Here is a 26345-nt window from a genome sequence, read left to right on the forward strand (position 1 = left end):
TCGCTTTCCGGACAGGGCGACCGCAAGGGAATCACGGACGCGGCGGTACCGGCAGCCCCAGGACCCGGTCCTTCAGGGCCGGGAACTGCTCCCGGGTCTGCGCGACCTTGGCCGGGTCGAGCTCCACGACCAGTACCTCCTCCTGCGGACCGGCCTCCGCCAGCACCTCGCCCCAGGGGTCGACGACGATGCTGTGGCCGGCCATCTCCACGCCCGCATGGGTCCCGGCACAGGCCACCGCCAGCACGTACGACTGGTTCTCGACGGCCCGCGCCTGCGCCAGCAGGGTCCAGTGCGCCCGCCGCCGGGCCGGCCAGCCGGCCGAGACCACCAGCGCGTCCGCACCGGCGTCGACCAGGCCCCGGTACAGCTCCGGGAAGCGCAGGTCGTAGCAGGTGGTCACGCCCAGGGTGAGGCCCGCGGCAGCCACCGTCAGCAGCTCGTCGCCGGCGCCCATCATCACCGCCTCGCCCTGGTCGAAGCCGAAGCGGTGGATCTTGCGGTAGTACGCCACCAGCTCGCCCGCGGGGTCGAGCACCAGGCTGGTGTTGTACATCCGGCCGTCCGCGCCCCGCTCGACCACCGAGCCGGCGTGCAGCCAGACCCCGGCCGCCCGGGCCGCCTCGGACATCTCCCGGTACGTGGGGCCCCGCAGCTCCTCCGCCGCGGCCTCGAACTCCTCGTAGGCGAAGGCGCCCACCGGCCACAGCTCGGGCAGCACCACCAGGTCCGAGCCGCGCTGCGCGCGGACCAGCTCGCCCGCGCGGGCCCGCCGGGAATCAGCCGACTCGCCGTCGTTCACGGCGATTTGGATGAGGGAGGCGCGCACACTACCACCGTTCCGCCAGGGCCCTGGCTCACACGTCGTCAACTCGGGCCTACGATCGTCACACGAAAGCACTGCCGGGGCGCTCCCCAGCAGCGTAACTTTGGCAGAAAGCCTCCCGCCTCCCACTCCGTTCCGTCCGAACGCCGCGCCACCGCGCCACCGAACAGCACGAGGGGTCCCGTGACCGTCCAGCCCGTCCTCCAGCCCTATGCCGATGCGTGGACGCACTCCATCGAGGCGATATCCGAGCTCGTCCGGACGCTGCCGGAGAGCGAGTGGAACCGGGCGACGCCCTGCCCCGGCTGGTCGGTCCGGGACGTGGTCTCGCACGTCATAGGCCTGGAGTGCGAGGCGCTGGGCGACCCGCGGCCGATCCACTCGCTGCCCAGGGACCTGCGGCACGTCGTCGACGAGCCCAGCCGGTACATGGAGGTGCAGGTGGACGTGCGCCGCCACCACACCTCCCCCGAGATGGTCGGCGAGCTGGAGTACACGGTCATCCGGCGGCAGCGGCAGCTGCGGAACGAGAAGCGGGATCCGGCCACGCTGGTGCGCGGCCCCTTCGGCGAGCAGATCAGCCTCGAACTCTCGCTGCGACTGCGCGCCTTCGACGTGTGGGTCCACGAGCAGGACCTGCGCACCGCCCTCGGCAAGCCCGGGAACCTGGACTCCCCCGGCGCGCTGGTGGCCCGGGACATGCTGCTGCACGGGCTGCCCAAGGTGGTCGCGAAGAAGGCCGGGGCGCCGGCGGGCTCCGCGGTGGTGCTGGACGTGCACGGCCCGCTGGAGTTCCTGCGCACCGTGCGGGTGGACGCGGAGGGCCGGGGCTCGATCGACTCGACCGTCTCGCTCGGCCCGGCCGTCACGCTGACCACCGACTGGGAGACGTACGTCCGGCTGGCCGCGGGCCGGGTCCGGCCGCACGCGGTCGCCGACCGGCTCAAGGTCGAGGGCGACCAGGAGCTGGCCGACGCCATCCTGCGGGAGTTCGCGGTCACGCCGTAGCGCGTCAGGCGGTGACGGGGGAGCCCTCCGCGGCCTGGGCCGGGAGCACCGGCCCGCCGGTCAGGGCCGCCGCCCGCTCCTGCTCCTGCTCCCGCTCGCGCCGCTGCACCCGGCCGCGCAGCCGCAGGATCTGCGTCACGCCCAGCGCCTCCAGCACGAAGACCGAGCAGAAGGCGATCCGGTAGTCGTCCCCGGTCGCGTCCAGCAGCACGCCGACCGCCAGCAGCGTGGTCATGGAGGCCATGAAGCCGCCCATGTTGGTCAGGCCGGAGGCGGTGCCCTGGCGCTCCGGCGGGTTCGCGGGCCGGGCGAAGTCGAAGCCGATCATCGAGGCCGGTCCGCAGGACCCCAGCACCAGGCACAGGGTCACCAGCAGCCACATCGGCGCCCGGTCCCCGGAGGCGGCGAGGACGGCCCCCCACAGCAGCGCGGTGACCGCGACCGTGCCGAGGGCCAGCGGGATCCGGGCCGTCGGCCGGCGGCCGAGGACCTGCCCGTAGACCAGCCCCAGGACCATGTTCGAGGCCACGATCAGGGTCAGCAGGCCGCCGGCCGTGCTCCGGTCCAGGCCCTGCGACTCGATGAGGAAGGGCATCCCCCACAGCAGCAGGAAGACCATGGCCGGGAACTGGGTGGTGAAGTGCACCCACAGTCCGAGCCGGGTGCCCGGCTCCCGCCAGGACTCGCCTATCTGGCTGCGGACGAAGGCGAAGCCGGGCCGGGCCGCCGGCGCCGGTTCGTGGCCCTCGGGGTGGTCCCGCAGGAAGAGCAGCAGCGGCACCAGCACCACCAGCCCGAGCACGGAGCTGCCCGCGAAGGCCGGCACCCAGCCGATGCCGTGCAGGACGGGCGCCAGGACGAGCGTGGAGACCAGGTTGCCGGCCATCCCCACCAGCCCGGCGAGCTGGGCCATCAGCGGGCCCCGGTGCGGCGGGAACCAGCGGGTGCCCAGCCGCAGCACGCTGATGAAGGTCATGGCGTCGCCGCAGCCCAGCAGGGCGCGGGCGGCCAGCGCGGTGCCGTACGAGGGCGCCAGCGCGAAGCCGAGCTGGCCCAGGGTGAAGAGGGTGACCCCCAGGGTCAGCACCTTCTTGGTGCCCAGCCGGTCCACCATCAGCCCCACCGGCACCTGCATGCCCGCGTAGACCAGCAACTGGAGGAGGGAGAAGGTGGAGAGCGCGGAAGCGCTGACGTGGAACCGCTCGGCGGCGTCCAGTCCGGCGACGCCGAGGCTGGTACGGAAGATCACCGCCACGAAGTAGACGGCCACGCCGATGGACCAGACGGCCAGCGCCCGGGAGCCGCCGGGCGGATCGGGGAGGACGGCCGGACGGGCACCGGGTATCGGGGCGTCCGCGGGGGTCGGGGCGCTCATCGGACCTCGCCCCGGACCAGGGAGCCGACCCGGCCCAGATGGGCGCGCACCGCGGCGGCCGCGGCCTCCGCGTCCCCGGCGCGCAGGGCGGCCAGGATCTCGCCGTGCTCGACGACGTTCTGCGCGATCCGGTCGGGGTGGGCGTGCATCACGGCGACTCCCATCCGCAGCTGGCGGTCCCGCAGCTGGTCGTAGAGGCGGGCCAGGATCTGGTTGCCGGCGCTGCGGACGATCTCGGCGTGGAAGCAGCGGTCGTCCACCGCGAAGGCGGCCAGGTCGCCGCTCTCCACGTGCCGCCGCTGGGCGGCCAGCAGCTCCTCGAGCCGGTCCAGCAGCGCGGGCGCGGCCGGCACCGCCCGGCGGACGGTGTACTCCTCGACCAGCAGCCGGGTCTCGACCACGTCGGCGATCTCCTGCACGGAGACCGGCAGGACCAGGGCGCCCTTCTTCGGGTAGAGCTTGATCAGCCCCTCGGTCTCCAGCCGCAGCAGCGCCTCGCGCACCGGCGTCCGGGAGACCCCGACGGCCTCCGCCAGCTCGCCCTCGGTGAGGAGCGTGCCGCCCTCGTAGCGGCGCTCGAGTACGCCTTCCTTGATGTGCTGGTAGACACGGTCGGCGGCGGGGGGCTGTTTGGCGGGGGCTGAGACAGGCATGCGCACATCATAGATACAACAGGGATGCACGTCTGCACCCGTTCCACGATCCGGAACGCCCCGCGAGGTTGACGCGAGTGGATCTCGAATCGGTCAAGAGTTCGCGCAATCCTGCATCCATGTGATCCCCTGGCACGTCTTGCTCCAAAGGGCCGCCATCGTCGGCCTGTTGGACAAATCCGACATTCGCGAACTCGGGGACATCGACTTGATACTCAGCCTCACCCGCGTGCGCCGCACCGCCGCCGTGGCGGCCGTCGCCGGCACGCTCCTCGCGGCCCCGCTGGCCACGTCCGCCACGGCCGCCTCCGCGCCGGCGACGTCCGCCAAGGCCGCCATCATGATCAACAGCAGCACGGGCTCCGTCCTGTACAGCAAGTCGGCGGACACCAAGCTGTCGCTGGCCAGCACCACGAAGATCATGACGGCCCGCGTCGTCCTCACGACCCCGGGTCTCGACCTGGACAAGCGCATCACCATGAAGCAGGCGTACAACGACTACGCCGCCAAGGTGCAGGGCAGCAAGGCCTGGATCGTCGTCGGCGACAAGCTGACCGTCCGCGGCTGGCTCAACGCCATGCTGACCCCGTCCGGCTGCGACGCCGCCGCCGCTCTGGCCGACACCTTCGGCAAGGGCTCCACCCAGGCCGCCCGCTTCGCCGACTTCATCAAGCAGATGAACGCCAAGGCCAAGCTGTACGGGATGAAGAACACCCACTTCGACTCGTTCGACGGCAACTCGCCGGTCCGGACGGGCACCTACTCCACGCCCCGCGACATGGCGAAGCTCGCCCAGCAGGGCATGAAGAGCGCGACCTTCCGCGGCATCGTGGACGGTGGGGGCAAGGCCACCGCCATCGCGACCAACGGCCGCCCCCGCTACTACAGCTGGGACAACTCCAACAACCTGGTCCGGCCGAAGAACGCCAAGACCCCGGGCGGCCTGGAGTACCCGGGCGCCATCGGCATCAAGACCGGAACCAACACCCCGGCCGGCCGCTGCCTGGTCTTCTCGGCGGTCCGCAACGGCAAGACCGTGATCGGCGTCCTGCTGAACGACGACGCGCGGTACCCGGACGCGGTGAACCTGCTGAACTGGACCTTCGGCGCCAGCGCCGCCTCGTCCGCGCCGATGCGCTCTGACGCGGCCGCGGTGAAGGACGTCCTGGACTAATACTGGTCCGCACCCGGTGCCGGGCCGCCCTCCGTGGCGGCCCGGCACTTCTGCGTTCACGGCTGATGGAAAAGGGACGTCGTGCAGGTATCCGTTGCCGCAGGCCGTCTTCGGGCCTGCCGACGGCCCGTTGGACAACCCGGATCCAGCCGAGCTGGGGGCACCAGGACTCTCGGGGAAGCCGCGCGGGGCTGTTTGGAGCTCCAGCCGCCTGCCCACGGGGGTGCCGGCCTGGCAGGTCATCCTGGACTCCGGGTACGTCTCCGTGGCGGCGGGCTCCGGCTGGCGGGACCTCGATGCGGACCGGGCCGAGCTGGACGTGTCCACGATCCGGGGCGCGGCGGACTACGCCCGGCTGTGCGACCGGTACGGGGCCCCGGACGGAGCCGACGGGGTGCGGGTGGCGTGGGACCGCGTCGCGGCCGACCACCACGCCGTACACCTCACCCTCGGCGGACTCCTGCTGACCCAGGGGCGCCCCGTGGAGACGCGGCACGGCACCGCCGTCCTGCGGGGCTGGGACTGCGAGAGCACCGCATGGCTCCGCTTGCCGCGGTCCGCCCGGATTACCTCAGTCCCTCACTGAACGCGCGCCAGGCCCGCGGGCCCATCGTGACGATGGGGCCCGCGGGCCTCTTGCTGTCCCGGACCGCGACGACCCCCGGCACGTTCCGCGCGACCTCTACGCACTCGTTCATGTCACCCCCGCTGTAGCTCGACTTCACGAACTCGAACTCGGCCATGCCTACATCCCCTTGCCGACACCATGGATCAGGTCCACAGAAGCACGGGGAGCAAGGCACATGCGAGCGATGCGGTCGAACGAACGGTCGTAGATCGCGGTTCCGGCGGCGCTCTCGACCCACACCGCGGAGGCGATGCCCTCGGTGTACCCGACGTCGACGGCACCGGGCTCGGCGAACGACAGGATGCTGAAGGCACCGGACATGCACGGGTGCGCCCCGGCGCTGTACGGCAGCACCTGGACGTGGACGTTGGGCAGCTCGGCCATCTGCACGAGGTGCGCCAGTTGCGCGCGCATCACGTCCCGGCCTCCGACCTGCTGCCGCAGCGCGCCCTCCGCGATCACGGCGTGGAAGCGCAGCGGCCGCTCGCCCGCCAGCCGCGCCTGGCGCTTCATCCTGACCGTGACGACCGGCTCGATCTCGCCCGGGTCCTTCCAGGTCTCCGACACCACGCACATGGCACGCACGTAGTCGGCCGTCTGCAACAGGCCGGGGACCAGGGCCGTCTGCCAGGTGCGGATCTGGGTGGCCGCGTCCTCCATGGCGATGTACTCGCCCAGTCCGCCCACGTCGGGGCCGTGGTGCCACCACCCCCGAGCGCGCCGCCGCTCGCGGTCGAGCCGCGCGAGGGCGAGCAGCCCGTCGACGACGTCGTCGTCATCCTCGCCGTAGAGGTGGCACAGGGCGCGCACGTCGGGGTCCCGCATCGGGACCAGCCCGCGCTCCATCTTCGCCACCTTGGCGACCGACGCCGTCAGCGCCTCGGCCGCGTGAGCCTGACGGAGGCCCAAGGCCTCTCGCATACGGAGGAGTTCGCCGCCCAGCCGGCGACCGAGGACCGTCGACACCGACACACCCCGGTCCGGATTCCTACCCGGCATCCCACGTCCCTCCCTCAGCGGACGGCCAGTCTCCACCTGCCCGCCGGAACGCCACAACCCGCCTCGGTAGAAATTTCTGTCCCGTTCGATTGCTGCGAGCAGATTTCTCTCGCTACCGTCGGTGCATGGCCGCTCACGCCCAGGCGTGGCACGCGGAAGAGCACCGTGCGCACGCACGGCAACGCCACCGCAGAGGCCCCACATCAGGAGGTCGGGCATGCAGCATCGGCAGCGGTACGACGTGCGGGACTACGAGCCGCGGCAGGATTCCGTGACGGCGGCCAGGAGGAGGGCCGCGTGGCTCGCGTGTGCGTGGGGGTATCCGCAGATCGCCAACGACGCAGCGCTGGTGACCAGTGAGCTGACCACCAACGCCGTGCTGCACGGGAGCGTCGAGGACCGGTTCGTCAGGGTCGAGCTCCGCGTCAAGGGGGAGGCGCTGCGGATCGGGGTCACCGATCCGCGCGGGGAGCGGATGCCGACGATCCGGAGGCCCGGGCCCGAGGATCAGTTCGGGCGCGGGCTCCGGATCGTGGACGCGCTGTGTGCGGAGTGGGCGGTGGCGGCCCGGGTGGTCGGCAAGACCACCTGGGCCGAACTCCCGCTCGCCTAGCCGACTACTCGGGCTTGTTGCCGCCCTTGTCCGGCTCGCCGCGCTTGTTGGACAGGCGGACCGTGACCGTCTTCGACTCGTTGCGGTCCGAGACCGCGATCGGGCCGGTCACCGGCTGCCGCGGCAGGACGTAGCCCTCCGGGACCGCCGTCTCCCGCAGGTAGTACGCACCCGTCGGCAGGTCCTCGAACTCACAGGTGCCACGGGCGCTGGTGGCGCAGTCGTCCACCCGCTCGTCCGCGTTGACGCCCCGGATCTGGAGGCCCGGCGTGCCGTTGGTCTCCCGCCACAGCTCGAACACCGCGCCCGCCAGCGGGCGCTTGGTCTTCGCGTCCGTCTTCAGGACCAGGATCCGGCCCTCGTACGGCGGCTTCGGCGGGGTCTTGGTGTCCCGGGCCGTGAGCGTGACGCCCTGCGAGGCGTTGTCGGAGTTCAGCACCAGCGGGCCGAAGACCGCCGGGTCCGGCAGGTCGTAGCCGTTCGGCGCCTTGGTCTCCTGCCAGTAGTACGTCCCGGCCTCGACGGTCCGCAGGCAGCGGCCGTCCGCGCCGGTGGTGCAGGTGCCCACCGAGGTGTCGGGGTTCATCCCGGTGGTCTGGAGGCCCGCCGTGCCGTTCGTCTCGTGCCAGAGGCGGAACTCCGCGCCGGCCAGCGAGGCGCCGGTGGCCGCGTCGACCTTGTGGATGCGGACCTCGCCGCGGGCCGGCGGGACGACCGTACGGTTGTCCGCGGCGGTCACGCTCACGCCCTGGGAGGCGTTCTCGGGGGTCAGCACCAGCGGTCCGAAGACCGGGTCCACCGGCAGGTCGTACCCGTCGGGGGCCGCGGTCTCGAGCCAGTAGTACGTGCCCGGCTCGACGGTCCGGCGGCAGTAGCCGTCGGCTCCGGTCAGGCAGGCCTCGCCGACCGAGGTGTCCGGGTTCGCCCCCGTCGTCTGGAGGTCAGGGATGCCGTTGGTCTCGCGGTAGAGGCGGAAGTCGGCGCCCGCGAGGGGGTCTCCCGTCTCCGCGTCCACCTTCAGGACCCGGACCTCGCCCCTGACCCGAGTCCGGGTGTCACCGACCAGGACCGACACGCCCTCCTCGGCGTTCTGCGCCGTCAGCGTCAGCGGGCCGAAGACCGCCGGGTCCGGCAGGTCGTAGCCGTCCGGGGCCTTGGTCTCGCGCCAGTAGTACGAGCCGAGCGGCATCCGCTGCGTGCAGACGCCGTTGGCACCCGTCGTGCAGGTCTGGCCGACCTTGGTGTCCGGGGTCATGCCGTCCGTCTGGAGGCCTTCCCGGCCGTTGGTCTCGTGCCAGAGCTCGAAGACCGCGCCGGGGAGCGCGGCGCCGGTGTCCGCGTCGACCTTCAGGACCGTGACCTGGCCATCGGTCGGCGGGACCGGGCCCCCGCAGTCGGGCAGGTCGCCGTTGAAGGGGTAGTTGTGGAACTCGGCGCCGGCCGTGTCCGAGGTGTGGGTGAGGCTGCCGGCGGTGTAGAAGCGGCCGTTCATGCCGGGCAGGCTGACGGTGGTGGTCGAGGAGGCGTTGCCGACCAGCACGCTGCCGAAGAACTGCCCGCTGCCGGTCAGGTTCACGGTCGCGGCGTTCGGGAAGTTCCACAGCAGCCGCTCGCGCAGCGCCGGGTCCGCGTCGACGTAGGTGTTGATGGTGGCGGAGGGGCTGCCGACCATGTTCACCAGCACCGTCGCCCCGGCCGGGATCTGGTGGAACTCGATGCCCTGCGCCCCGCCGGTGGAGTTGGCCACGTTCGCCGCGAGGTTGAAGACCTGGAGCATCGAGGTGCCGTCACCGGTGAAGACGGTGGCGTAGCCCGCGTTGTTCACCGTGCCGGTGGCCGCCGAGCGGGCGTAGCAGAGGCTGGCGTCGGTGAGCTGGTCGCGCAGTCCCTCGTGCTGGTCCACGGCCTCGACATCGCGGACCACGGTCCCGCTGACGGTGCCCGTCAGCGTCCCGGCGTGCCGGACGACACCCGTGGTGGGGCTGATGCCGCCGTCGGCCATCAAGGTCTCGCCCGCGGCGACGGAGACGTTCCCGCCGGTGGTCAGGAAGTCCGAGCCGACCGGCGGGCGGATCTGGGAGCCGGCACCGACGATGCCGACGTTGTAGACCGTGCTCGCCCCGGCGACCTTGTCCTGGTCGAAGTTGCCGAGGACGACGACCTTGCCCTCGGCCTCCGCGGCCCGGCCGCGGACCAGGAAGTTGCCGCCGACGTAGACCGCGATGTTGGCGTCCTCGTACGTCGGGTCGCCGGTGTGCACGGGCGGCATCCCCGGCGGGGTGGTCGGGCACCGGCCCGGGAGGCAGGGTCCGAGGCCGCCGGGCAGGGCCGCGGCGATCTTCACCGGCGGCGGCTCCGGGGCGGTACGGGCCGCCGCTGCGGCCAGTGCGGGCGTACTTGCGGCCAGTACGGCCCCGACAGCGAGCCCGACGGCCCATTTCCTGACAGCCATGCAGCGTCTTCCGTCCCTGTGTCCTTGATCCGGCACACCGCGAGCGCGGCGCAGCCAGACTGCGGGCGGAACACGAGCCTCACCACGGCCGACACTCAAGTAGGACCGTGTGGTGGTCACACCATCACCCGGGCGGCCGCCCCCCGGGTCACCCGGACGCCCGCGCCCGGCGCGCGGCCGCGGCACGGGGAAGCTACGGGAGCGGGACGTCCGCCACGACGACGCCCGGGGTGCTGCTGTCCGCCTCGGCGAGGGGGGTGCCGTCGGGGGACCAGACGGCGGCGCCGCCGCAGCCGGTCCAGGGGCCGGCAGGGCCCACGTGGTTGGCCAGCAGGACGTACATGCCGGTGGCCTTCGCCATCGCCGGGTACAGCTCGGCGCGCTCGCGGACGCCGTCGCCGGTGCCGTAGAGGGAACTGGCCAAGTGCACCCGGCAGCAGTCGGACACCCCGCGGCCGGTCAGCTCCGGGAAGTGGTTGTCGTAGCAGGTGGCCAGGGCGAAGCGGATGCCGCCCAGCTCGAAGCGGCCGTCCCGCCCGCCGGGGCGGAAGAGCTCCCGCTCCTGCGCGTAGAGGTGCTGCTTCGCGTACGTCGTCAGCAGTTCGCCGTCCGGGCCGTAGACGTGCGAGGAGAGCCAGGGCCGGCGGTCGTCGGAGGGGGCGGCGCAGTTGACCACGGTGGCGACGCCGGTGGCGCGCACCGGGTCCAGCCGCGGGTCGTCCGGGCCGGTCCACAGGCCCGGGTCGGCGGCCAGCGCACCGAGCTCGTAGCCGGTGAGGACCAGCTCGGGGAGGACGACCAGCTCCGCCCCCGCCTCCTTCGCCCGGGCGGCCAGCTCCACCACGGTGCGGACGTTGGCGGCTATGTCGGCGGGGACGCAGGTCAGCTGGGCTGCGGCGATCTTCATGACCGCCAGCATCGCAGCCGGCCGCCGGTGCCGGACCGGCGGTCCGGTGGGCGTGGAAACGCGGCCGGCCGGCCCCTTGCGGGACCGGCCGGCCGGATCACGCCTTCGGTCCGTCAGGACCAGGTCATCAGCCGCTTGGGCTGCTCCAGCACCGCGGCGATGTCGGCGAGGAACTTGGAGCCCAGCTCGCCGTCGATCAGCCGGTGGTCGAAGGACAGCGCCAGGGTGGTGACCTGGCGGGGCTTGACCTTGCCCTTGTGGACCCAGGGCATCAGCTTGATCGCGCCGACCGCGAGGATCGCGGACTCGCCCGGGTTCAGGATCGGCGTACCGGTGTCGACGCCGAAGACGCCGACGTTGGTGATGGTGATCGTGCCGCCCTGCATGTCCGCCGGCGAGGTCTTGCCCTCGCGGGCGGTGGCGACCAGGTCCGACAGGGCCCCGGAGAGCTCCGCGAGGGTCTTGTCGTGCGCGTCCTTGATGTTCGGCACGATCAGCCCGCGCGGGGTGGCCGCGGCGATGCCCAGGTTGACGTAGTGCTTGAGCACGATCTCCTGGGCGGCCTCGTCCCAGGACGCGTTGACGTCCGGGTTGCGCTTCAGCGCGACCAGCACCGCCTTGGCGATGAGCAGCAGCGGGTTGATCCGCAGGCCGGCCAGGTCCGGGTCGGTCTTGAGCTCGGTGACCAGCTTCATCGTGCGCGTCACGTCGAGGGTGATGAACTCGGTGACGTGCGGGGCGGTGAAGGCGGAGTTCACCATCGCCTGCGCGGTGACCTTGCGGACGCCCTTGACGGGGATCCGGGTCTCCCGGGCACCGGCCACGGGCGCCGGAGCGGCGGCCACCGGGACCGCCACGGGCTCCGCAGCGGCCGGCGCAGCCGCCGGGGCGGCCACCTGCTGCTGCACGGCCGCGGCCGCGGCGTGCACGTCCTCGCGGGTCACGATCCCGTCCGGGCCGGTCGGGGTGACCTGCGCCAGGTCGATCCCGAGGTCCTTGGCCAGCTTGCGGACCGGCGGCTTGGCCAGCGGGCGGTCCCCGGCGGGGCTGCCGTGGCCGTTGAGCGCGGGCGCCGGGGCGGCCGGGACCGGAGCCGGGGCGGCGGGCGCCACCGGGGCGGCGGCGGCCGGGGCCGCACCCGCCTTGCGCGGCCGGCGCTTGGTCGAGCTCTGGGCGACCCCGTAGCCCACCAGGACGGGCTGGCGGGCCGCCGGGGCCTCGTCCTCGGCGGGTGCCGCGGGGGCGGGCTCGGCGGCCGGGGCCGGCACGGCGGCAGCGGCCGGGGCGGCGGCGCCGCCGTCACCCGTCTCGACCGCGATGATCACCTGGCCGACGTCGACCGTGGTGCCCTCCGGGAAGCGCAGCTCGGCCACGACCCCGTCGAAGGGGATCGGCAGCTCCACGGCCGCCTTCGCCGTCTCGACCTCGCACACGACCTGGCCGTCGGTGACCGTGTCACCGGGCTGGACGTACCACTTGAGGATCTCGGCTTCGGTGAGTCCCTCGCCCACGTCGGGCATCTTGAACTCGCGCAGTGTCGTCGTCATCGTCGTCACGACCCTTCCCCTCAGTACGCCAGCGAGCGGTCGACTGCGTCGAGCACGCGGTCCAGGCCGGGAAGGTACTCCTCCTCGACGCGGGCGGGCGGATAGGGGGTGTGGAAACCGCCGACGCGCAGCACCGGGGCCTCCAGGTGGTAGAAGCACCGCTCCGTGATGCGGGCGGCGATCTCGGAGCCCACGCCCAGGAAGACCGGGGCCTCGTGGACCACGACCAGTCGGCGGGTCTTCTCCACCGACGCCTGGATGCCGTCGAAGTCCACCGGGGACATCGAGCGCAGGTCCAGGACCTCGACGGACTTGCCCTCCTCGGCGGCGGCCGCGGCCGCCTCCAGGCAGACCTTCACCATCGGGCCGTACGCGGCGAGGGTGAGCTGGTCGCCCTCGCGCAGCACGCGGGACGTGTGGAGCTGGCCGGGGATCGCCTCGACGTCCACCTCGCCCTTGTCCCAGTAGCGCCGCTTCGGCTCGAAGAAGATCACCGGGTCGTCGCTCTGGATCGCCTGCTGGAGCATCCAGTACGCGTCCGAGGCGTTCGAGGGGGAGACCACCTTCAGGCCCGCCACGTGCGCGAACAGCGCCTCGGGGGACTCGCTGTGGTGCTCGACCGCGCCGATCGCGCCGCCGTACGGGATCCGGACGACGACCGGGAGCTTGATCTTGCCCAGCGCACGGGCGTGCATCTTCGCGAGCTGCGTGACGATCTGGTCGTACGCGGGGAAGACGAAGCCGTCGAACTGGATCTCCACCACCGGGCGGTAGCCGCGCAGGGCCAGGCCGATGGCGGTGCCGACGATGCCGGACTCGGCCAGCGGGGTGTCGATGACCCGCTCCTCGCCGAAGTCCTTCTGGAGGCCGTCGGTGATGCGGAAGACACCACCGAGCTTGCCGACGTCCTCGCCCATGATCAGGACCTTGGGGTCCGTGTCGAGGGCCTTGCGCAGCGACTCGTTGAGCGCCTTCGCGATCGACATCTTCTCAACAGCCATGATCAGTGACCCTCCTCGAAAGACGCGAGGTAGGCCGCGAACTGCGCGCGCTCCTCGTCGACCAGCGCGTGGCCGTCGGCGTAGACGTTCTCGAAGATCGACATGGTGTCCGGGTCGGGCATGGCGCGCACGGCCTCGCGGACGCGCTTGCCCATCGTCTCGCTCTCGCTCTCCAGCTCGGCGAAGAACGCGTCGTCCGCGCCGCCGGAGGCCAGCAGGTAGGCCTTCAGGCGCTGGATCGGGTCCTTCGCCTCCCAGGCCTCGCGCTCCTCGTCCCGGCGGTACTTCGTCGGGTCGTCGGAGGTGGTGTGCGCGCCCATGCGGTAGGTGAAGGCCTCGACCAGGGTCGGTCCCTCGCCGCTCCGGGCCCGCTCCAGCGCCCAGCGGGTGACCGCGAGGCAGGCCAGGACGTCGTTGCCGTCCACCCGGACGCCCGGGAAGCCGAAGCCGGAGGCGCGCTGGTAGAGCGGCACGCGGGTCTGGCGCTCGGTGGGCTCCGAGATGGCCCACTGGTTGTTCTGGCAGAAGAACACCACGGGGGCGTTGTAGACGGCCGAGAACGTGAAGGCCTCGTTGACGTCGCCCTGGCTGGAGGCGCCGTCGCCGAAGTAGGCGATCACGGCCGAGTCGGCGCCGTCCTTGGTGATGCCCATGGCGTACCCGGTCGCGTGCAGCGTCTGGGAGCCGATGACGATCGTGTACAGGTGGAAGTTGTTGCCGTTGGGGTCCCAGCCGCCGTGGTTCACGCCGCGGAACATGCCCAGCAGGTTGGTCGGGTCGACCCCGCGGCACCAGGCCACGCCGTGCTCGCGGTAGGTCGGGAAGACGTAGTCGTCGTCGCGCAGCGCGCGGCCGGAGCCGATCTGCGCGGCCTCCTGGCCGAGCAGCGAGGCCCACAGGCCCAGCTCGCCCTGGCGCTGCAGGGCGGTGGCCTCGGCGTCGAAGCGGCGGGTCAGGACCATGTCGCGGTACAGCCCGCGCAGGTCGTCGGCGGTGATGTCGGCGACGTAGGGGGCGTACTCCGGGTCGTCGACCCGCTCCCCTTCAGGCGTCAGCAGCTGTACGAGCTGGGGCTCGGCACTCTGCGCGGCGGCCTTGGCGGCCGTCCGCTTGGTGCCGCTGCTGCGTCGCGGCTTGCGCGCGGCAGTGCTCTCCACGGTCACGTGTGCTCCTCCGTCGGTCCGGCACCCGGGGTCTGTCCGGGGTCCAGTGCGGCTCGCCCGTCTTTCCGCCGGCGCACGGGGTGTGTGCGACTCGGCGGGAAACAGGCGTGACAGGTGCCCCGGCTTAGTGCCCTGCGCGAAGCACGTTACCCAGTGCGCCGCATCACCGCGAAACCCCAGTTGACCAGCCATTTTGCTTGGAAATCCAAGTAAATCCGGGGATTGCGGAACAACCACTGGTCACAGCCTTGCAGGGGGCCGGAACAACGGCACGTTATCCCGGGTAACCACGGCAGGGAAGGGGGGAGTGTGTGAAACTGATTCCGTGCGCGAAGATGGAAAAATCACGGTATTCCTCCTTGACGACCACGAAGTGGTGCGTCGGGGCGTCTACGAGCTCCTGTCGGTCGAATCGGACATCGAAGTCGTGGGTGAGGCCGGTACGGCCGCCGACGCCCTCGTGCGGATTCCGGCCACCCGACCGGACGTCGCGGTGCTCGACGTACGGCTGCCGGACGGCAGCGGCGTCGAGGTCTGCCGGGAGGTCCGCTCCCAGAACGAGGACATCAAGTGCCTCATGCTGACCTCCTTCGCCGACGACGAAGCGCTCTTCGACGCGATCATGGCCGGCGCCTCCGGCTACGTCCTGAAGGCGATCCGCGGCAATGAGCTGCTGAACGCCGTCCGGGACGTCGCGGCCGGAAAGTCCCTCCTCGACCCGGTGGCCACCGCCCGCGTGCTGGAGCGGCTGCGCGACGGCAAGAACGGCAAGGGCGACGACCGGCTGGCGAACCTCACCGACCAGGAGCGGAAGATCCTCGACCTCATCGGCGAGGGGCTGACCAACCGCGTCATCGGCGAGCGGCTGCACCTGGCCGAGAAGACCATCAAGAACTACGTCTCCAGCCTGCTCTCGAAACTCGGCATGGAACGCCGCTCGCAGGCCGCGGCCTATGTCGCGCGCCTCCAGGCGGAAAAGCGCTGACCAGCGCGGACGGCATGATCCCGGCCCCGGCCGGCGGGAATGCGCGGGGGTGTTTCCCGGGGCCCTGATGCCCCGGGACCCGCCCTCCCTATCGGGACTTATGTCCCCGGTCCTGGGGGCCCCGGCCTCTTTCCCGGCGGCCCGTCCCCGCCGGAGAGTGGGGTCATGTCCCCAGAGGATCTTCACGCCATCGAACTGCTGCGCCGGGTGCCGTACGGCCGGGTGGCCACCAGCATGCGCGCGCTGCCCTTCCTCGCGGCCGCCCGGCACATCGTGGTGGACGGCAGAGTCGTGCTGCGGATGCACGCGGGGTTCGGCTACCACCAGGCCTGCGCCGGGAGCGTGGTCGCCTACGGGGCCGACAACTTCAACACCGGCGACCCCGGCCTGTGGGCGGTGCAGTTCACCGGTACGGCCGAGCTGGTCGAGCCGACCACGGCCGAGCTGGAGCTCTTCGGCCCCGGCCCGCACTACGTCGACGGGGAGCTCTTCGACCCGGTGTACATGCGCATAGAGCCGCAGTTCGTCACCGTGCACACGCTCGCCCCGACCGCCGACCGGCACTTCCAGCACGCCCTCTGAGGCCCGGACGCGGGAGAACCCCGCCCGGGGGTCCCGGCGGGGTCCTCAAGCCGCTCCAGCGGCGCTCAGGCGCCGCCCTGGCCCTCTGTGCCCTCGCTGGTGCCGGGCGATTCGTTGCTGCCGTCGTCCGGCGGCGTGGAGGTATCCGTGGACGGGGTGTCCGACGGTTCGTTGCTGGGCTCTTCGCTGTGCGTCGGGTCCGTGGTCGACGGCTCGGTCGAGGGCTCGTTCGACGGCTCCTGCGTCGGCGGCCGGTGCGAGCGCTGCGGCTTGGGCGAATAGCTCTCCTCGCCGCCGCTGGTCGAGCCGTCCTCGGTCGCGCCGCGGGAGGACTCCTCGGGCGAGGGGGTGTCGGTCTCGGGGTCCTGGCTGGCCGAGACGCCCGGCTGGTCGGGCCCCTGCTGCTGACCGCCCTTGTCGCCCGCCTTGTCGAGGGCGTACGTGACGCCGCCGGCGACCGCGAGCAGCGCGACCACGGCGAGCAGCCACATCTTCCAGCGGCCGCTGCCGCCGCCCTGCGCGGTCCGGTCGTCGCCGTAGCCGCCACCGCCGTACCCGCCGCCGCCGGAGTAGGCCGAGCCGTCGTCCGGGTTGAGCGGGGGCACCATCGGCTGCCCGAACTGCGAGGTGGTCGCGTGGGACGGGTACGCCTGGACGCCGGGGCCGGGGGTCGTCGGGTTCATGGAGGTGGCGCCGGGGCCGTGCGGCAGCGCCATCGTCACCGGGCCGGTGTTCCAGGTGCCGGTGCCCGGGCCCTGCTCCTGGAGCATCTGGAGGGCGTACTGGACCAGCCCCCGCATCTCCTCGGCGCTCTGGAAGCGGTCGTCGGGGTCCTTGGCCAGCGAGCGCATCACCAGGCCGTCGAGCTCCGGCGGCACGCCGGGGGACTGCTGGGAGGGCGGCACCGGCGCGTCCTGGACGTGCTGGTAGACCACCGACAGCGGCGTCTCGCCGGTGAACGGGGGCCGCAGCGCCAGCAGTTCGTAGAGCAGGCAGCCGGTGGCGTACAGGTCGCTGCGGTGGTCGACGGCCTTGCCCAGGGCCTGCTCGGGCGAGAGGTACTGGGGCGTGCCCATGACCATGCCGGTCTGGGTCATCGTCGACTGCGCGCCGTGCAGGGCGCGGGCGATGCCGAAGTCCATCACCTTCACCGCGCCGGTGGTGGTGATGATGACGTTGGCGGGCTTGATGTCGCGGTGCACGATGCCGTGCTGGTGCGAGTACGCCAGCGCCTCGAGCACGCCCGAGACGATGATCAGGGCCTGGTCCGGGCCGGGCGCCTCGGCGCTGATGAGGAGGTCCCGGATGGTCCGGCCCTCGACCAGCTCCATGACGATGTAGGGGACGACGTTGGGGCCGACCCGGTCCTCGCCGGAGTCGTAGACCGCCACCACCGCGTGGTGGTTGAGGCCGGCGACGGACTGCGCCTCGCGCGTGAAGCGGGCCTTGGAGACCGGGTCCTCGGCGAGGTCGGCGCGCAGCAGCTTCACGGCGACGGTGCGGCCCAGCCGGACGTCCTCGGCCGCGAAGACCTCGGCCATGCCGCCGCGGCCCAGACGGTGGGTCAGCCGGTACCGGCCGTCGCCCACCAGGCCGCCTGCGCCGAACTGTTCAGGAACGTCAGACATCCCGCCGCCGTTGCCCTCGGGTTCGGGTGCCATCAGTCCTCGCCGTCCGTTTCCAGCCGCGTGCGCGGTACGTCTTCTCCAGGGTGCTCCGACGAACGCTACAGCCTTCACACGGCTGCCCGGTCCGGGATTGCGCCCCGTCCCCGTGTGGTCACGGAACGGGCACCCGGCTTGACTGGTCCTCGCCCTCCGGCAGACTGTGGCCCGTTACGGATCGCCGAGAACCGCCGAGGGGAAGCACAGTCATGAGCCAGGACGGCACACAGGGCCGGTATGCAGGCGGCTCCCTGGCCCGCGGCCGTTACCAGCTGAGGGACTTGCTCGGCGAAGGGGGCATGGCCTCCGTCTACCTCGCGTACGACGCCGCGCTGGACCGGCAGGTCGCGATCAAGACGATGCACACCGAACTCGGCCGGGAGCAGTCCTTCCGCGAGCGCTTCCGCCGCGAGGCGCAAGCTGTGGCGAAACTGTCGCACACCAACATCGTCTCGGTCTTCGACACGGGCGAGGACACGGTCGCCGTCCCGGGCGAGGCCGAGGGCGCGCTGATGCCCTACATCGTCATGGAGTACGTCGAGGGCCAGCCGCTCGGCTCGGTGCTCCAGGCGGACGTCCACCAGTACGGCGCGATGCCCGCGGACAAGGCCCTGAAGGTGACCGGCGACGTGCTCGCGGCCCTGGAGGCCAGCCACGAGCTGGGCCTGGTGCACCGCGACATCAAGCCGGGCAACGTCATGGTCACCAAGCGCGGCCTGGTCAAGGTCATGGACTTCGGCATCGCGCGCGCCATGCAGTCCGGGGTCACCTCCATGACCCAGACCGGCATGGTGGTCGGCACCCCGCAGTACCTCTCCCCCGAGCAGGCGCTCGGCCGGGGCGTGGACGCCCGCTCCGACCTCTACTCGGTCGGCATCATGCTCTTCCAGCTCCTCACCGGGCGGCTGCCCTTCGAGGCGGACTCGCCGCTGGCGATCGCGTACGCGCACGTCCAGGAGGAGCCGGTGGCGCCCTCCTCGGTCAACCGCTCGCTGACCCCGGCGATGGACGCGCTGGTGGCGCGGGCACTGAAGAAGAACCCGAACGAGCGCTTCCCGACCGCGGCGGCCATGCGCGACGAGTGCCTGCGGGTGCTGTCGGCCGGGCAGACCGGTGCGCCGGTCATCGTGCCGGGCGGCCCGGTGAACAGCGGCGCGGGCGTCGGCTCGGCCGTCTTCCCGCCGGTGGACGCGGCACTGCAGGCGCCGCCGCCGTCGGTGCAGCAGCCCTACCCGGGACCGTACGGCCCGGCGCCGACGCCGACGCCGCACACCCCTGCGGCCTACCAGGCCCCGCACACCCCGGCGCCGCCCTCGGTGCCGCAGCAGGGCGCCTACGGCTACCCCGCGCAGCCCGCGCCGCACGGCGCGGCCACGCCCCCGCCGTACACGATCTCGCCGACCACGGCCCCGGCCCGGCGGGACGGCGGTGGCGGCGGCAAGCGCAGCACCTCGGTCACGGTCGGCGCGGTGGCGGTCGCCCTCCTCGCGGTCGGCGGCCTGGTCACGGCCCTGATCCTGAACATGGAAGGGGACAAGGGCGGCGACACCCCGTCGGCCAAGGACTCCTCCGCCAGCTCCTCGACGAAGCCGGGGCACCGCGGCCCGGACCGCAGCCGCACGATCGAGCTGGACAAGTGCACCTCACCGGACGAGGCGTACAACGACTCCTCCAAGGTCCGCACCCCGGACTTCCGCTACAAGGACATCCAATCGGTCAAGAAGTGCATCCAGGGCGCCGGCTGGAGCATCACCGAGCAGCCGCGGGACGAGGCGGTCTACGGCGAGGGCACGGTCCTCGACCAGTTCCCGACCCCCGGTGACGACCTCGACCCGAAGAACGCCAAGATCACGCTGAACGTCTCCACGGGCAACCCCCAGTAGGAGTCCCCTTCTTCGACTGCGGCGCGGCTGGGATTCAGCCGCGCCGCAGGCGTACGCCCATGTAGCCGAGGCCCAGGCCCATCAGGGCGAGGCCGGCGCCGAGGGGCATGACGTGCGCCGCCAGGTCAGCGGCCCGGGCGTTGGGGCCGACGCCGAGGGCGGGGGCCGGGGGCTCGCTGGGTTCCGGGGTGGGGTGCGGGGGCTGCGGCCGGGGGGCCTGGCGCGGCCGGACCGCGGGGGCCACCGCGGGCAGCGGGGGTTCGTCGGCCATCCGGCCGGGGCGGGGCCGGCCGGCCCCGGCGACGCTGCCGGCCAGTTCGGGGTCGAGCACGTCCGCGTCGGCGTCCGGGTCCTCGGCGGTGGCCTCGGCGGCCGCGACCGGTACGACCGGGCGCACCGGTACCCCGTACGCCGTGGAGGCCAGGGCGAGGGCGGGCAGGCAGGTGAGCAGCGCCGCGCCGGTCCACCGCGCGAGCAGGACAGATCGCATCACGGGGTGCCCCTCCCGTCCCGAGCCGCCGAGATATCAAGGTCAGGTTCACACGAACCGACAAATAGGGCATCTCGGACAGGCTGTCCGAGTGACGGAACCGGCGGGTCCCCCTTGAGATGTACTCCGGGGGGTGGTTGCGGACGTCGACATACTCGGTATACATACTGAGTATGTCGATCCGCCACGGACTGCTCGCCCTCCTCGAACGCGGGCCCCGGTACGGCTCCCAGCTGCGTACCGAATTCGAATCCCGCACCGGCGCCACCTGGCCGCTGAACGTCGGGCAGGTCTACACGACCCTCGCCCGCCTCGAGCGGGACGGCCTGGTCGCGCCCGGTGGCGCCGACGAGGCCGGCCACACCCTCTACGCCATCACGGACCAGGGCCGCACCGAACTCCGCGACTGGTACGAGCGCCCGGTCGACCGCACCAGCCCGCCCCGGGACGAGCTGGCCATCAAGCTCGCCATGGCCGTCGGCGCCCCCGGCGTGGACATCCGCGCCGTGATCCAGGCCCAGCGCTACGCCACGGTCCGGGCCATGCAGGACTACACGCGCCTCAAGGCGCAGGCCCTGGCCGCGATCGAGTCCGGCCGCTCCCAGGAGCGCGACGACCTGGCCTGGCTGCTCGTCGTGGAACAACTGATCTTCCAGACCGAGGCCGAGGTCCGCTGGCTCGACCACAGCGAGACCCGGCTGGTGCGGATCGCCGCCCAGAGCCCCGCGGACCCCGGCACGGCGCCCGGCGCCGCACCCGCCCGCGCCGCGGCCCCGGCCGGCACCGAGACCCCGTCCGCGACCGGCGCCACGCCGGCCCCGCGGAACTGAATCCGTCCCCGAAGGACCCCTCATCCATGCCTGACCACTCACAGCCCGTGCTGCAACTGCAGCAGCTCACCCGCGTCCACGGCAGCGGCGCCACCGAGGTGCACGCCCTGCGCGGTATCGACCTGGCCGTCCACCCCGGCGAACTCGTCGCCGTCATGGGCCCGTCCGGCTCCGGCAAGTCCACCCTGCTGACCCTCGCCGGCGGCCTCGACACCCCCTCCGGGGGCCGGGTCGTCGTCGAGGGCACCGACATCACCGCCGCCGGCCGCAAGGAGCTCGCCGCCCTGCGCCGCCGCAGCATCGGCTACGTCTTCCAGGACTACAACCTGATCCCCGCGCTCACCGCGGCCGAGAACGTCGCCCTGCCCCGCGAACTGGACGGCATATCCGCCCGCAAGGCCCGCGGCTCCGCCCTGGCCGCACTGGAGGAGATGGGCCTGGGCCACCTCGCCGACCGCTTCCCCGACGAGATGTCCGGCGGCCAGCAGCAGCGGGTGGCCATCGCCCGCGCCCTGGTCGGCGACCGCCGCCTGGTGCTCGCCGACGAGCCCACCGGCGCCCTCGACTCGGAGACCGGCGAGTCCGTCCTGGCGCTGCTGCGGGCGCGCTGCGACGCGGGCGCGGCCGGCATCCTCGTCACCCACGAGCCGCGCTTCGCGGCCTGGGCGGACCGGGTGGTCTTCCTGCGCGACGGCTCCGTGGTCGACGAGACCCTGCGCACCCAGCCCGACTCCCTCCTCTCGGGCGGGGCGGCCGGCCGGTGAACTCCTGGTACCACTCCTGGATCGCGGCGGTCCGGATCGCCCGCCGGGACGCCTGGCGCTCCAAGGGCCGCAGCTTCCTGGTCCTCGCGATGATCGCCCTGCCGATCGTCGGCGTCAGCGCCGCCGACCTCACGGTGCGCAGCGCCGACCTCTCCCCCGAGCAGAAGCAGAGCCGCCAGCTGGGCGCCGCCGACGCCCGCTTCGAGGGCACCGGCATGGCCGGCGCCGCGATCCTGCAGGCCCCGGACGGGAACGACTACGCACCGGTCGGCGGCTACCCCGACGACCGGCCGATGCCGGACGGCCCGACGGACATCCCGGCCGCCTTCCCGGACGGCGCCAAGACCCTCAAGGAGACCACCGGGGACGCGCGCGTGCGCACCCGCGCCGGCCTCCTGAACACCGGCGTCCGCGAACTGAACGCCGGGGACCCGCTGGTGAAAGGGATGCTCGCGGTGGACCGCGGACGCTTCCCGACCCAGGCCGGCGAAGTCGCCGCCACCACGCACTTCCTGGACTCCGCGGGCCTGTACGTCGGCTCCCGGCTGGTCGTGCGCGGCGCCGAGGACCTGCCGCTGCGGATCGTGGGCGCGTACGAACTCCCCGACTCGCTCGACACGGACGAGGTCCTGGCTCCCCAGGGCACGCTGCTCGACCGGCTGGAGAAGGAACTGACGTCCAAGGGGATGCGCGGGGTCTCCCCGACCAGCCGCTACTACGTCGGCGTCGGCGGCGACGGTTTCACGTGGAACATGGTCCAGCAGGCCAACGCCAAGGGCGTGCTGGTCCGTTCCCGCGCCGTGGCCCTGGACCCGCCGGCCGAGTCCGAGGTACCGCTCTACCGCGAACCCCTCCACGAGCGCCACCAGGAGACCTCGGACGCGGCGAAGGCCGAGGCCCTGGCCATCGGCGGCACCATCGTCGCCCTCGCGATGCTGGAGATCTGCCTGCTGGCCGGACCCGCCTTCGCCGTCGGCGCCCGCCGCTCCCGCCGCCAGCTGGGCCTGGTCGGCGCCAACGGCGGCGACCGGCGCCACATCCGGGCCATCGTCCTCTCCGGCGGCCTGGTCATCGGCGCCGCGGCGGCCGTCGTCGGCACCACCCTCGGCATCGCGCTCACCTTCGCCCTCCAGCCGGTGCTGGAGGAGAAGATGGGCCAGCGCTTCGGCGGCTTCGACCTCCGCCCGCTGGAACTGCTCGGCATCGCCGCACTGGCCGTGCTGACCGGCCTGCTGGCCGCCGTGGTACCCGCCATCACCGCCTCCCGGCAGACCGTGCTGGCCTCCCTCACCGGCCGCCGGGGCGTCCGCCGGGCCAACCGGGTGCTGCCCGTGCTGGGCCTGGTCGCGGTCGCCGCAGGCGTGGCCGTCGCCCTGTACGGCACGACCGTCAGCGGCGACGGATTCCTCTTCGTCGCCGGCGGCAGCGGCCTCGCCGAGCTGGGCGTCGTCGCCCTCACCCCGGTCCTGGTCGGCCTGTTCGGGCGGACCGGACGCTGGCTGCCGCTGTCCCCCCGCCTCGCCCTGCGCGACGCGGTCCGCAACCGGGGACGCACGGCCCCGGCCGTGGCCGCGGTCCTGGCCGCGGTGGCCGGCACCGTCGCGGTGGCCACCTACGCCGAGAGCAGCGACGCCGAGTCCCGCCACGCCTACGTGGCGCAACTCCCCGACCGGTCCGGCATGTTCACCACCACCGAGCCGGGCGCCTTCCGCGACCTGCCGGCCGTCCGGGCCGCCCTGGAGAAGGAACTCCCGGTCTCCGTACGGGCGGACGTCTCGCGCATCCTGGTCGGCCGGGCCGACTGCGACGTCTGGTCCATGGACAAGGGCTGCGGCTCGCTGGAACTGGTCACGCCCAAGGCGAACGACTGCCTGCTCTACTCCGTCGACGACCCGATGGACCTCCCCGAGGCGACCCGGCGCAAGTGGGCCGCGGACTGGCGCTGCGCCAACGACCGCGTCTACACCGACCAGCCGGTCGTGGTCGCCGACGCCAAGCTGCTCACCGCGCTGAACGTCCACGACCCGGTCGCCGAGCGCACCCTGCGCGAGGGCGGCGCGATCACCTTCGACCGCCAGTTCGTCCAGGACGGCAAGGTCACGCTGGTCCGCGTCACCGACCAGAAGAAGGCCGACGAGGCCGCGAACAAGCACCAGGACGCCCCCGGCCTGAAGTCCGCCTTCCGCGTGCACCAGGTCAAGGACCCGGGCTACGGCATCAAGGTCGTGCTCTCCCCGGCGGCCGCGAAGTCCGCGGGCCTGAAGACCCTGCCGTACGGCACGTACTTCACGCTGGACCAGCGGCCGAGCTCCGAGCAGAGCCAGCGCTTCGACGGCGCCCTCGACAAGATCGGCACCGAACTCAGCGTCCACATCGAGAAGGGCTACACCAGCAAGAACAACATCGTGCTGCTGGCCCTGACGGTCTTCGCCGGCCTGATCACCATCGGCGCGGCCGGCATCGCCACCGGCCTCGCCCAGGCCGACGCCGAGGCCGACCTCAAGACCCTGGCCGCGGTCGGCGCGCCCCCGCGGGTCCGCCGCACCCTCAGCGGCTTCCAGTGCGGGGTGGTGGCCGTCATGGGCGTGCTGCTCGGCTCGGCAGCCGGGGTGCTCCCCGCGATCGGCCTGCGGCTGAGCCAGCGGCACGAACGCACCGCGCTCTACCAGGAGGCCCTCCGGAAGGGCTGGGGCATGACCTCCGAGGGCGCCCCCTGGGTGCCGGTCATGGTGCCCTGGACCACCCTCGCGGTCCTGCTGGTGGCCGTCCCGCTGGGCGCCGCCCTGCTCGCCACCCTGCTCACCCGCTCCTCCGGCGCCCTGGCCCGCCGCGCCGCCGGATAGCGCACCGGCGCATCGTGTGCCCCCGTACAGGGTGGATCACCCCGGTACGGGGGCACACCTGGTGATGACGTAGGTGTGCGAGAGAATGGCGGCATGGAGATGCCGAGGAGTGAACGGTCGCAGGACAGCCCCCCGAACGTCCTGATCGTGGGACAGGACGAGTTGGCCGTCGGCGGCGCCGATGACGAGTCGCGCGAGGTCCCGGTGACGGAAATGGTCGAACAGCCCGCCAAGGTCATGCGCATCGGAAGCATGATCAAGCAGTTGCTCGAAGAAGTGCGAGCCGCTCCCCTCGACGAGGCGAGCCGGGTCCGGCTCAAGGACATCCACGCCTCCTCGGTCAAGGAGCTGGAGGACGGCCTGGCTCCCGAGCTGGTGGAGGAACTGGAGCGGCTGTCGCTCCCCTTCACCGACGAGGCCATCCCCTCCGAGGCGGAACTGCGCATCGCGCAGGCCCAGTTGGTCGGCTGGCTGGAAGGCCTCTTCCACGGCATCCAGACCGCCCTGTTCGCCCAGCAGATGGCCGCCCGCGCCCAGCTGGAGCAGATGCGCCGCGCCCTCCCGCCCGGCTCCTCCGGCGACGACGAGGACGGCCACGGCCCGATCCGCTCGGGCCCGTACCTGTAGAGCGCCCTCGGGCCGGAACCACCCGGCCCGAGCCCCCCAGGCCCGCACCGCGCAAGACCCCGGTGTGGGCCTGCGGTGTGTCGGGAGCCGCGAAGCCCCCCACCTCACCCCCACCCCCATAAACCCCAAGTAAGGCTCGGAACCCGCCCGAAACACGATCCCGCCATACTCGGACGCATGAGCTACGACGCGATCGTGCTGGCGGGCGGCGCCGCCAGCCGGCTCGGCGGGGCGGACAAGCCGGGCCTGCGGGTCGGCGCCCGCACCCTCCTCGACCGGGTCCTGGCGGCCTGTGCGGACGCCCGCACCACCGTCGTGGTAGGCGGCCGCCGGGCCACCGCCCGCCCGGTCGCCTGGGCCCTCGAAGAGCCCCCCGGCGGCGGTCCGCTGGCCGCCCTGCACGCCGGCCTGCGGCAGACCACCGCCGAGACGGTGCTGGTGCTCTCCGCGGACCTGCCCTTCCTCGACCGGGCGACCGTACGGGCCCTGCTCGACGGCCCCGGCCCCGAGGGCACGCTGCTGCGCGACGCCGACGGCCGCGACCAGCCGCTGGTCGCCGCCTACCGGGCCGAACCGCTGCGCCGGGAACTGGCCCTGCTCGCCGCCGAGCACGGCGGCCTCACCGGCCTCCCGCTGCGCGCCCTGCTCGCCGAGCTGGAACTGGCCCGGATCGCCGGACCGGCCGCCGCCGCGTTCGACTGCGACACCTGGGACGACCTCGCGGCGGCCCGCGCCCGGATCAGGGAGCATGGGGACGTGCTCGACGAATGGATCACCGCAGTCAAGTCCGAGCTCGGCATCGACATCGCCGTCGACATCCCCGAGCTGCTGGACCTCGCCCGGGACGCCGCGCACGGCGTCGCCCGCCCCGCCGCCCCGCTGACCACCTTCCTGGTCGGCTACGCGGCCGCGCTGGCCGCCGCCGGCGGCGCGGATCCGAAGGCGGCGCTCTCCGAGGCCTGCCGCAAGTCCGCGGCCCTCGCCCTGCGCTGGGCCGACGAGTCCGCCCCCGGGGGACCGGGCACGGACACGGGTCCGGGCACGGCATGACCACCACCCCGTCCGGCCTCCCGCCGGCCCACGCGCACCCCGCCGGCTCGGGCCCGCCGGGCTTCCCCGAGGGCTGGGTCGGCCCCGGTGCCACCGGCTCCCCCGACGGCCCGGGCGGCGGCGACGGCACCGGGCTGCGGGAGGCCGACGAGAAGGCCGTGGCCGAGGCGCTGGCCCTGGTCAGCCGGGCACCGGCCGCCTCGGCCCGGCCCCCCGATGCGCAGCCGGGTCCCGTCGGCGGCGACGGTGACCTCGACGGTCTGGCCGTGGGCGTGCTTGGC

24 protein-coding genes and 1 pseudogene are annotated in these 26345 nt (G+C 72.9%); 13 read left to right on the forward strand and 12 right to left on the reverse strand.

The window, feature by feature from the left end; genetic code table 11:
- Positions 1 to 31 precede the first annotated feature (31 nt).
- Complete coding sequence (locus AB0O40_RS12165) at positions 32 to 829, reverse strand: carbon-nitrogen family hydrolase (protein ID WP_365038839.1); 798 nt, start codon at positions 827 to 829, stop codon at positions 32 to 34.
- Positions 830 to 1009: 180 nt separating this feature from the next.
- On the opposite strand from AB0O40_RS12165, the gene AB0O40_RS12170 reads away from it, so the two are divergent.
- The gene (locus tag AB0O40_RS12170) at positions 1010 to 1834 is read left to right on the forward strand and encodes a maleylpyruvate isomerase family mycothiol-dependent enzyme (protein WP_365038842.1); all 825 of its coding nucleotides are present in this window, start codon (positions 1010 to 1012) and stop codon (positions 1832 to 1834) included.
- A gap of 4 nt (positions 1835 to 1838) precedes the next feature.
- Here the strand turns inward: AB0O40_RS12170 and AB0O40_RS12175 are convergent, their stop codons facing one another.
- Together AB0O40_RS12175 and AB0O40_RS12180 are read right to left on the reverse strand one after the other, a co-directional pair.
- Positions 1839 to 3209, reverse strand: a complete 1371-nt coding sequence (locus tag AB0O40_RS12175; RefSeq protein WP_365038845.1) for an MFS transporter — start codon at positions 3207 to 3209, stop codon at positions 1839 to 1841.
- Positions 3206 to 3862: a GntR family transcriptional regulator gene (locus AB0O40_RS12180; protein ID WP_365038848.1), complete on the reverse strand. Its 657-nt coding sequence runs from the start codon at positions 3860 to 3862 to the stop codon at positions 3206 to 3208. Before AB0O40_RS12180 ends, AB0O40_RS12175 begins: the two co-directional genes overlap by 4 nt.
- A gap of 208 nt (positions 3863 to 4070) precedes the next feature.
- Between AB0O40_RS12180 and AB0O40_RS12185 the strand changes: the two genes are divergently transcribed.
- Positions 4071 to 5036, forward strand: a complete 966-nt coding sequence (locus tag AB0O40_RS12185) for a D-alanyl-D-alanine carboxypeptidase (RefSeq protein ID WP_365038915.1) — start codon at positions 4071 to 4073, stop codon at positions 5034 to 5036.
- A gap of 223 nt (positions 5037 to 5259) precedes the next feature.
- Positions 5260 to 5622 carry a hypothetical protein gene (locus tag AB0O40_RS12190; RefSeq protein WP_365038850.1) on the forward strand — a complete coding sequence of 121 codons (363 nt, stop codon included), beginning with the start codon at positions 5260 to 5262 and terminating at the stop codon, positions 5620 to 5622.
- Here the strand turns inward: AB0O40_RS12190 and AB0O40_RS12195 are convergent.
- A complete protein-coding gene (locus tag AB0O40_RS12195; RefSeq protein WP_365038852.1) occupies positions 5603 to 5779 on the reverse strand; it encodes a DUF397 domain-containing protein in 177 nt (58 codons plus the stop codon). The two genes, AB0O40_RS12190 and AB0O40_RS12195, sit on opposite strands and share 20 nt — an antisense overlap.
- Before the next feature lie 2 nt (positions 5780 to 5781).
- Positions 5782 to 6663 carry a helix-turn-helix transcriptional regulator gene (locus tag AB0O40_RS12200; protein ID WP_365038854.1) on the reverse strand — a complete coding sequence of 294 codons (882 nt, stop codon included), beginning with the start codon at positions 6661 to 6663 and terminating at the stop codon, positions 5782 to 5784.
- A gap of 217 nt (positions 6664 to 6880) precedes the next feature.
- Between AB0O40_RS12200 and AB0O40_RS12205 the strand changes: the two genes are divergently transcribed.
- Positions 6881 to 7276, forward strand: a complete 396-nt coding sequence (locus AB0O40_RS12205) for an ATP-binding protein (RefSeq protein ID WP_365038856.1) — start codon at positions 6881 to 6883, stop codon at positions 7274 to 7276.
- Positions 7277 to 7280: 4 nt separating this feature from the next.
- Here the strand turns inward: AB0O40_RS12205 and AB0O40_RS12210 are convergent, their stop codons facing one another.
- The 5 genes from AB0O40_RS12210 to pdhA all read right to left on the reverse strand — a co-directional run bounded on the left by AB0O40_RS12210 (position 7281) and on the right by pdhA (position 14346).
- Positions 7281 to 9728 carry a SpaA isopeptide-forming pilin-related protein gene (locus AB0O40_RS12210; protein ID WP_365038859.1) on the reverse strand — a complete coding sequence of 816 codons (2448 nt, stop codon included), beginning with the start codon at positions 9726 to 9728 and terminating at the stop codon, positions 7281 to 7283.
- A 193-nt stretch (positions 9729 to 9921) separates the two neighbouring features.
- Complete coding sequence (locus AB0O40_RS12215) at positions 9922 to 10635, reverse strand: carbon-nitrogen hydrolase family protein (protein WP_365038862.1); 714 nt, start codon at positions 10633 to 10635, stop codon at positions 9922 to 9924.
- A gap of 113 nt (positions 10636 to 10748) precedes the next feature.
- Entirely contained in the window at positions 10749 to 12191 is a 1443-nt protein-coding gene (locus AB0O40_RS12220; RefSeq protein ID WP_365038865.1) for a dihydrolipoamide acetyltransferase family protein, read from the reverse strand.
- 11 nt (positions 12192 to 12202) lie between these two features.
- A complete protein-coding gene (locus tag AB0O40_RS12225; protein ID WP_365038868.1) occupies positions 12203 to 13183 on the reverse strand; it encodes an alpha-ketoacid dehydrogenase subunit beta in 981 nt (326 codons plus the stop codon).
- Between the two features lie 2 nt (positions 13184 to 13185).
- Entirely contained in the window at positions 13186 to 14346 is a 1161-nt protein-coding gene (gene pdhA / locus AB0O40_RS12230; RefSeq protein WP_365038871.1) for a pyruvate dehydrogenase (acetyl-transferring) E1 component subunit alpha, read from the reverse strand.
- 325 nt (positions 14347 to 14671) lie between these two features.
- Between pdhA and AB0O40_RS12235 the strand changes: the two genes are divergently transcribed.
- Positions 14672 to 15331, forward strand: coding sequence for a response regulator transcription factor (locus AB0O40_RS12235; protein ID WP_365038874.1), 660 nt, complete (start codon positions 14672 to 14674; stop codon positions 15329 to 15331).
- Positions 15332 to 15496: 165 nt separating this feature from the next.
- Positions 15497 to 15913 carry a pyridoxamine 5'-phosphate oxidase family protein gene (locus AB0O40_RS12240; RefSeq protein ID WP_365038877.1) on the forward strand — a complete coding sequence of 139 codons (417 nt, stop codon included), beginning with the start codon at positions 15497 to 15499 and terminating at the stop codon, positions 15911 to 15913.
- A gap of 65 nt (positions 15914 to 15978) precedes the next feature.
- On the opposite strand, the gene AB0O40_RS12245 is transcribed toward AB0O40_RS12240, so the two are convergent.
- Positions 15979 to 17574: a protein kinase gene (locus AB0O40_RS12245; RefSeq protein WP_365038879.1), complete on the reverse strand. Its 1596-nt coding sequence runs from the start codon at positions 17572 to 17574 to the stop codon at positions 15979 to 15981.
- Positions 17575 to 17786: 212 nt separating this feature from the next.
- On the opposite strand from AB0O40_RS12245, the gene AB0O40_RS12250 reads away from it, so the two are divergent.
- Positions 17787 to 19460 carry a protein kinase gene (locus AB0O40_RS12250; protein WP_365038882.1) on the forward strand — a complete coding sequence of 558 codons (1674 nt, stop codon included), beginning with the start codon at positions 17787 to 17789 and terminating at the stop codon, positions 19458 to 19460.
- A 34-nt stretch (positions 19461 to 19494) separates the two neighbouring features.
- Here the strand turns inward: AB0O40_RS12250 and AB0O40_RS12255 are convergent, their stop codons facing one another.
- Positions 19495 to 19953, reverse strand: coding sequence for a hypothetical protein (locus tag AB0O40_RS12255; protein WP_365038885.1), 459 nt, complete (start codon positions 19951 to 19953; stop codon positions 19495 to 19497).
- Positions 19954 to 20123: 170 nt separating this feature from the next.
- Between AB0O40_RS12255 and AB0O40_RS12260 the strand changes: the two genes are divergently transcribed.
- The 6 genes and pseudogenes from AB0O40_RS12260 to AB0O40_RS12285 all read left to right on the forward strand — a co-directional run.
- Positions 20124 to 20780 carry a PadR family transcriptional regulator gene (locus AB0O40_RS12260; RefSeq protein ID WP_365038888.1) on the forward strand — a complete coding sequence of 219 codons (657 nt, stop codon included), beginning with the start codon at positions 20124 to 20126 and terminating at the stop codon, positions 20778 to 20780.
- A gap of 26 nt (positions 20781 to 20806) precedes the next feature.
- Positions 20807 to 21544 carry an ABC transporter ATP-binding protein gene (locus AB0O40_RS12265; protein WP_365038891.1) on the forward strand — a complete coding sequence of 246 codons (738 nt, stop codon included), beginning with the start codon at positions 20807 to 20809 and terminating at the stop codon, positions 21542 to 21544.
- Positions 21541 to 24387: an ABC transporter permease gene (locus AB0O40_RS12270; RefSeq protein ID WP_365038894.1), complete on the forward strand. Its 2847-nt coding sequence runs from the start codon at positions 21541 to 21543 to the stop codon at positions 24385 to 24387. Before AB0O40_RS12265 ends, AB0O40_RS12270 begins: the two co-directional genes overlap by 4 nt.
- A 93-nt stretch (positions 24388 to 24480) precedes the next feature.
- Positions 24481 to 25014, forward strand: coding sequence for a bacterial proteasome activator family protein (locus AB0O40_RS12275; RefSeq protein WP_365038897.1), 534 nt, complete (start codon positions 24481 to 24483; stop codon positions 25012 to 25014).
- 177 nt (positions 25015 to 25191) lie between these two features.
- Positions 25192 to 26064 carry an NTP transferase domain-containing protein gene (locus tag AB0O40_RS12280; protein ID WP_365038900.1) on the forward strand — a complete coding sequence of 291 codons (873 nt, stop codon included), beginning with the start codon at positions 25192 to 25194 and terminating at the stop codon, positions 26062 to 26064.
- Positions 26061 to 26345: pseudogene (locus tag AB0O40_RS12285) on the forward strand (hypothetical protein); the annotation flags it as partial. The gene AB0O40_RS12280 and the pseudogene AB0O40_RS12285, both read left to right, overlap by 4 nt.

This window comes from Streptomyces sp. NPDC089919, from assembly GCF_040684615.1.
Lineage (GTDB): Bacteria > Actinomycetota > Actinomycetes > Streptomycetales > Streptomycetaceae > Streptomyces.

Excerpts from the sequence above, each read along its gene's own strand:
- AB0O40_RS12175 (WP_365038845.1), bottom strand. The coding sequence starts at position 3,209 with ATGAGCGCCCCGACCCCCGCGGACGCCCCGATACCCGGTGCCCGTCCG.
- AB0O40_RS12180 (WP_365038848.1), bottom strand. The coding sequence starts at position 3,862 with ATGCCTGTCTCAGCCCCCGCCAAACAGCCCCCCGCCGCCGACCGTGTC.
- AB0O40_RS12195 (WP_365038852.1), bottom strand. The coding sequence starts at position 5,779 with ATGGCCGAGTTCGAGTTCGTGAAGTCGAGCTACAGCGGGGGTGACATG.
- AB0O40_RS12200 (WP_365038854.1), bottom strand. The coding sequence starts at position 6,663 with ATGCCGGGTAGGAATCCGGACCGGGGTGTGTCGGTGTCGACGGTCCTC.
- AB0O40_RS12205 (WP_365038856.1), top strand. The coding sequence starts at position 6,881 with ATGCAGCATCGGCAGCGGTACGACGTGCGGGACTACGAGCCGCGGCAG.
- AB0O40_RS12210 (WP_365038859.1), bottom strand. The coding sequence starts at position 9,728 with ATGGCTGTCAGGAAATGGGCCGTCGGGCTCGCTGTCGGGGCCGTACTG.
- AB0O40_RS12215 (WP_365038862.1), bottom strand. The coding sequence starts at position 10,635 with ATGAAGATCGCCGCAGCCCAGCTGACCTGCGTCCCCGCCGACATAGCC.
- AB0O40_RS12225 (WP_365038868.1), bottom strand. The coding sequence starts at position 13,183 with ATGGCTGTTGAGAAGATGTCGATCGCGAAGGCGCTCAACGAGTCGCTG.
- AB0O40_RS12240 (WP_365038877.1), top strand. The coding sequence starts at position 15,497 with ATGTCCCCAGAGGATCTTCACGCCATCGAACTGCTGCGCCGGGTGCCG.
- AB0O40_RS12245 (WP_365038879.1), bottom strand. The coding sequence starts at position 17,574 with ATGGCACCCGAACCCGAGGGCAACGGCGGCGGGATGTCTGACGTTCCT.
- AB0O40_RS12250 (WP_365038882.1), top strand. The coding sequence starts at position 17,787 with ATGAGCCAGGACGGCACACAGGGCCGGTATGCAGGCGGCTCCCTGGCC.
- AB0O40_RS12260 (WP_365038888.1), top strand. The coding sequence starts at position 20,124 with ATGTCGATCCGCCACGGACTGCTCGCCCTCCTCGAACGCGGGCCCCGG.
- AB0O40_RS12265 (WP_365038891.1), top strand. The coding sequence starts at position 20,807 with ATGCCTGACCACTCACAGCCCGTGCTGCAACTGCAGCAGCTCACCCGC.
- AB0O40_RS12275 (WP_365038897.1), top strand. The coding sequence starts at position 24,481 with ATGGAGATGCCGAGGAGTGAACGGTCGCAGGACAGCCCCCCGAACGTC.
- AB0O40_RS12280 (WP_365038900.1), top strand. The coding sequence starts at position 25,192 with ATGAGCTACGACGCGATCGTGCTGGCGGGCGGCGCCGCCAGCCGGCTC.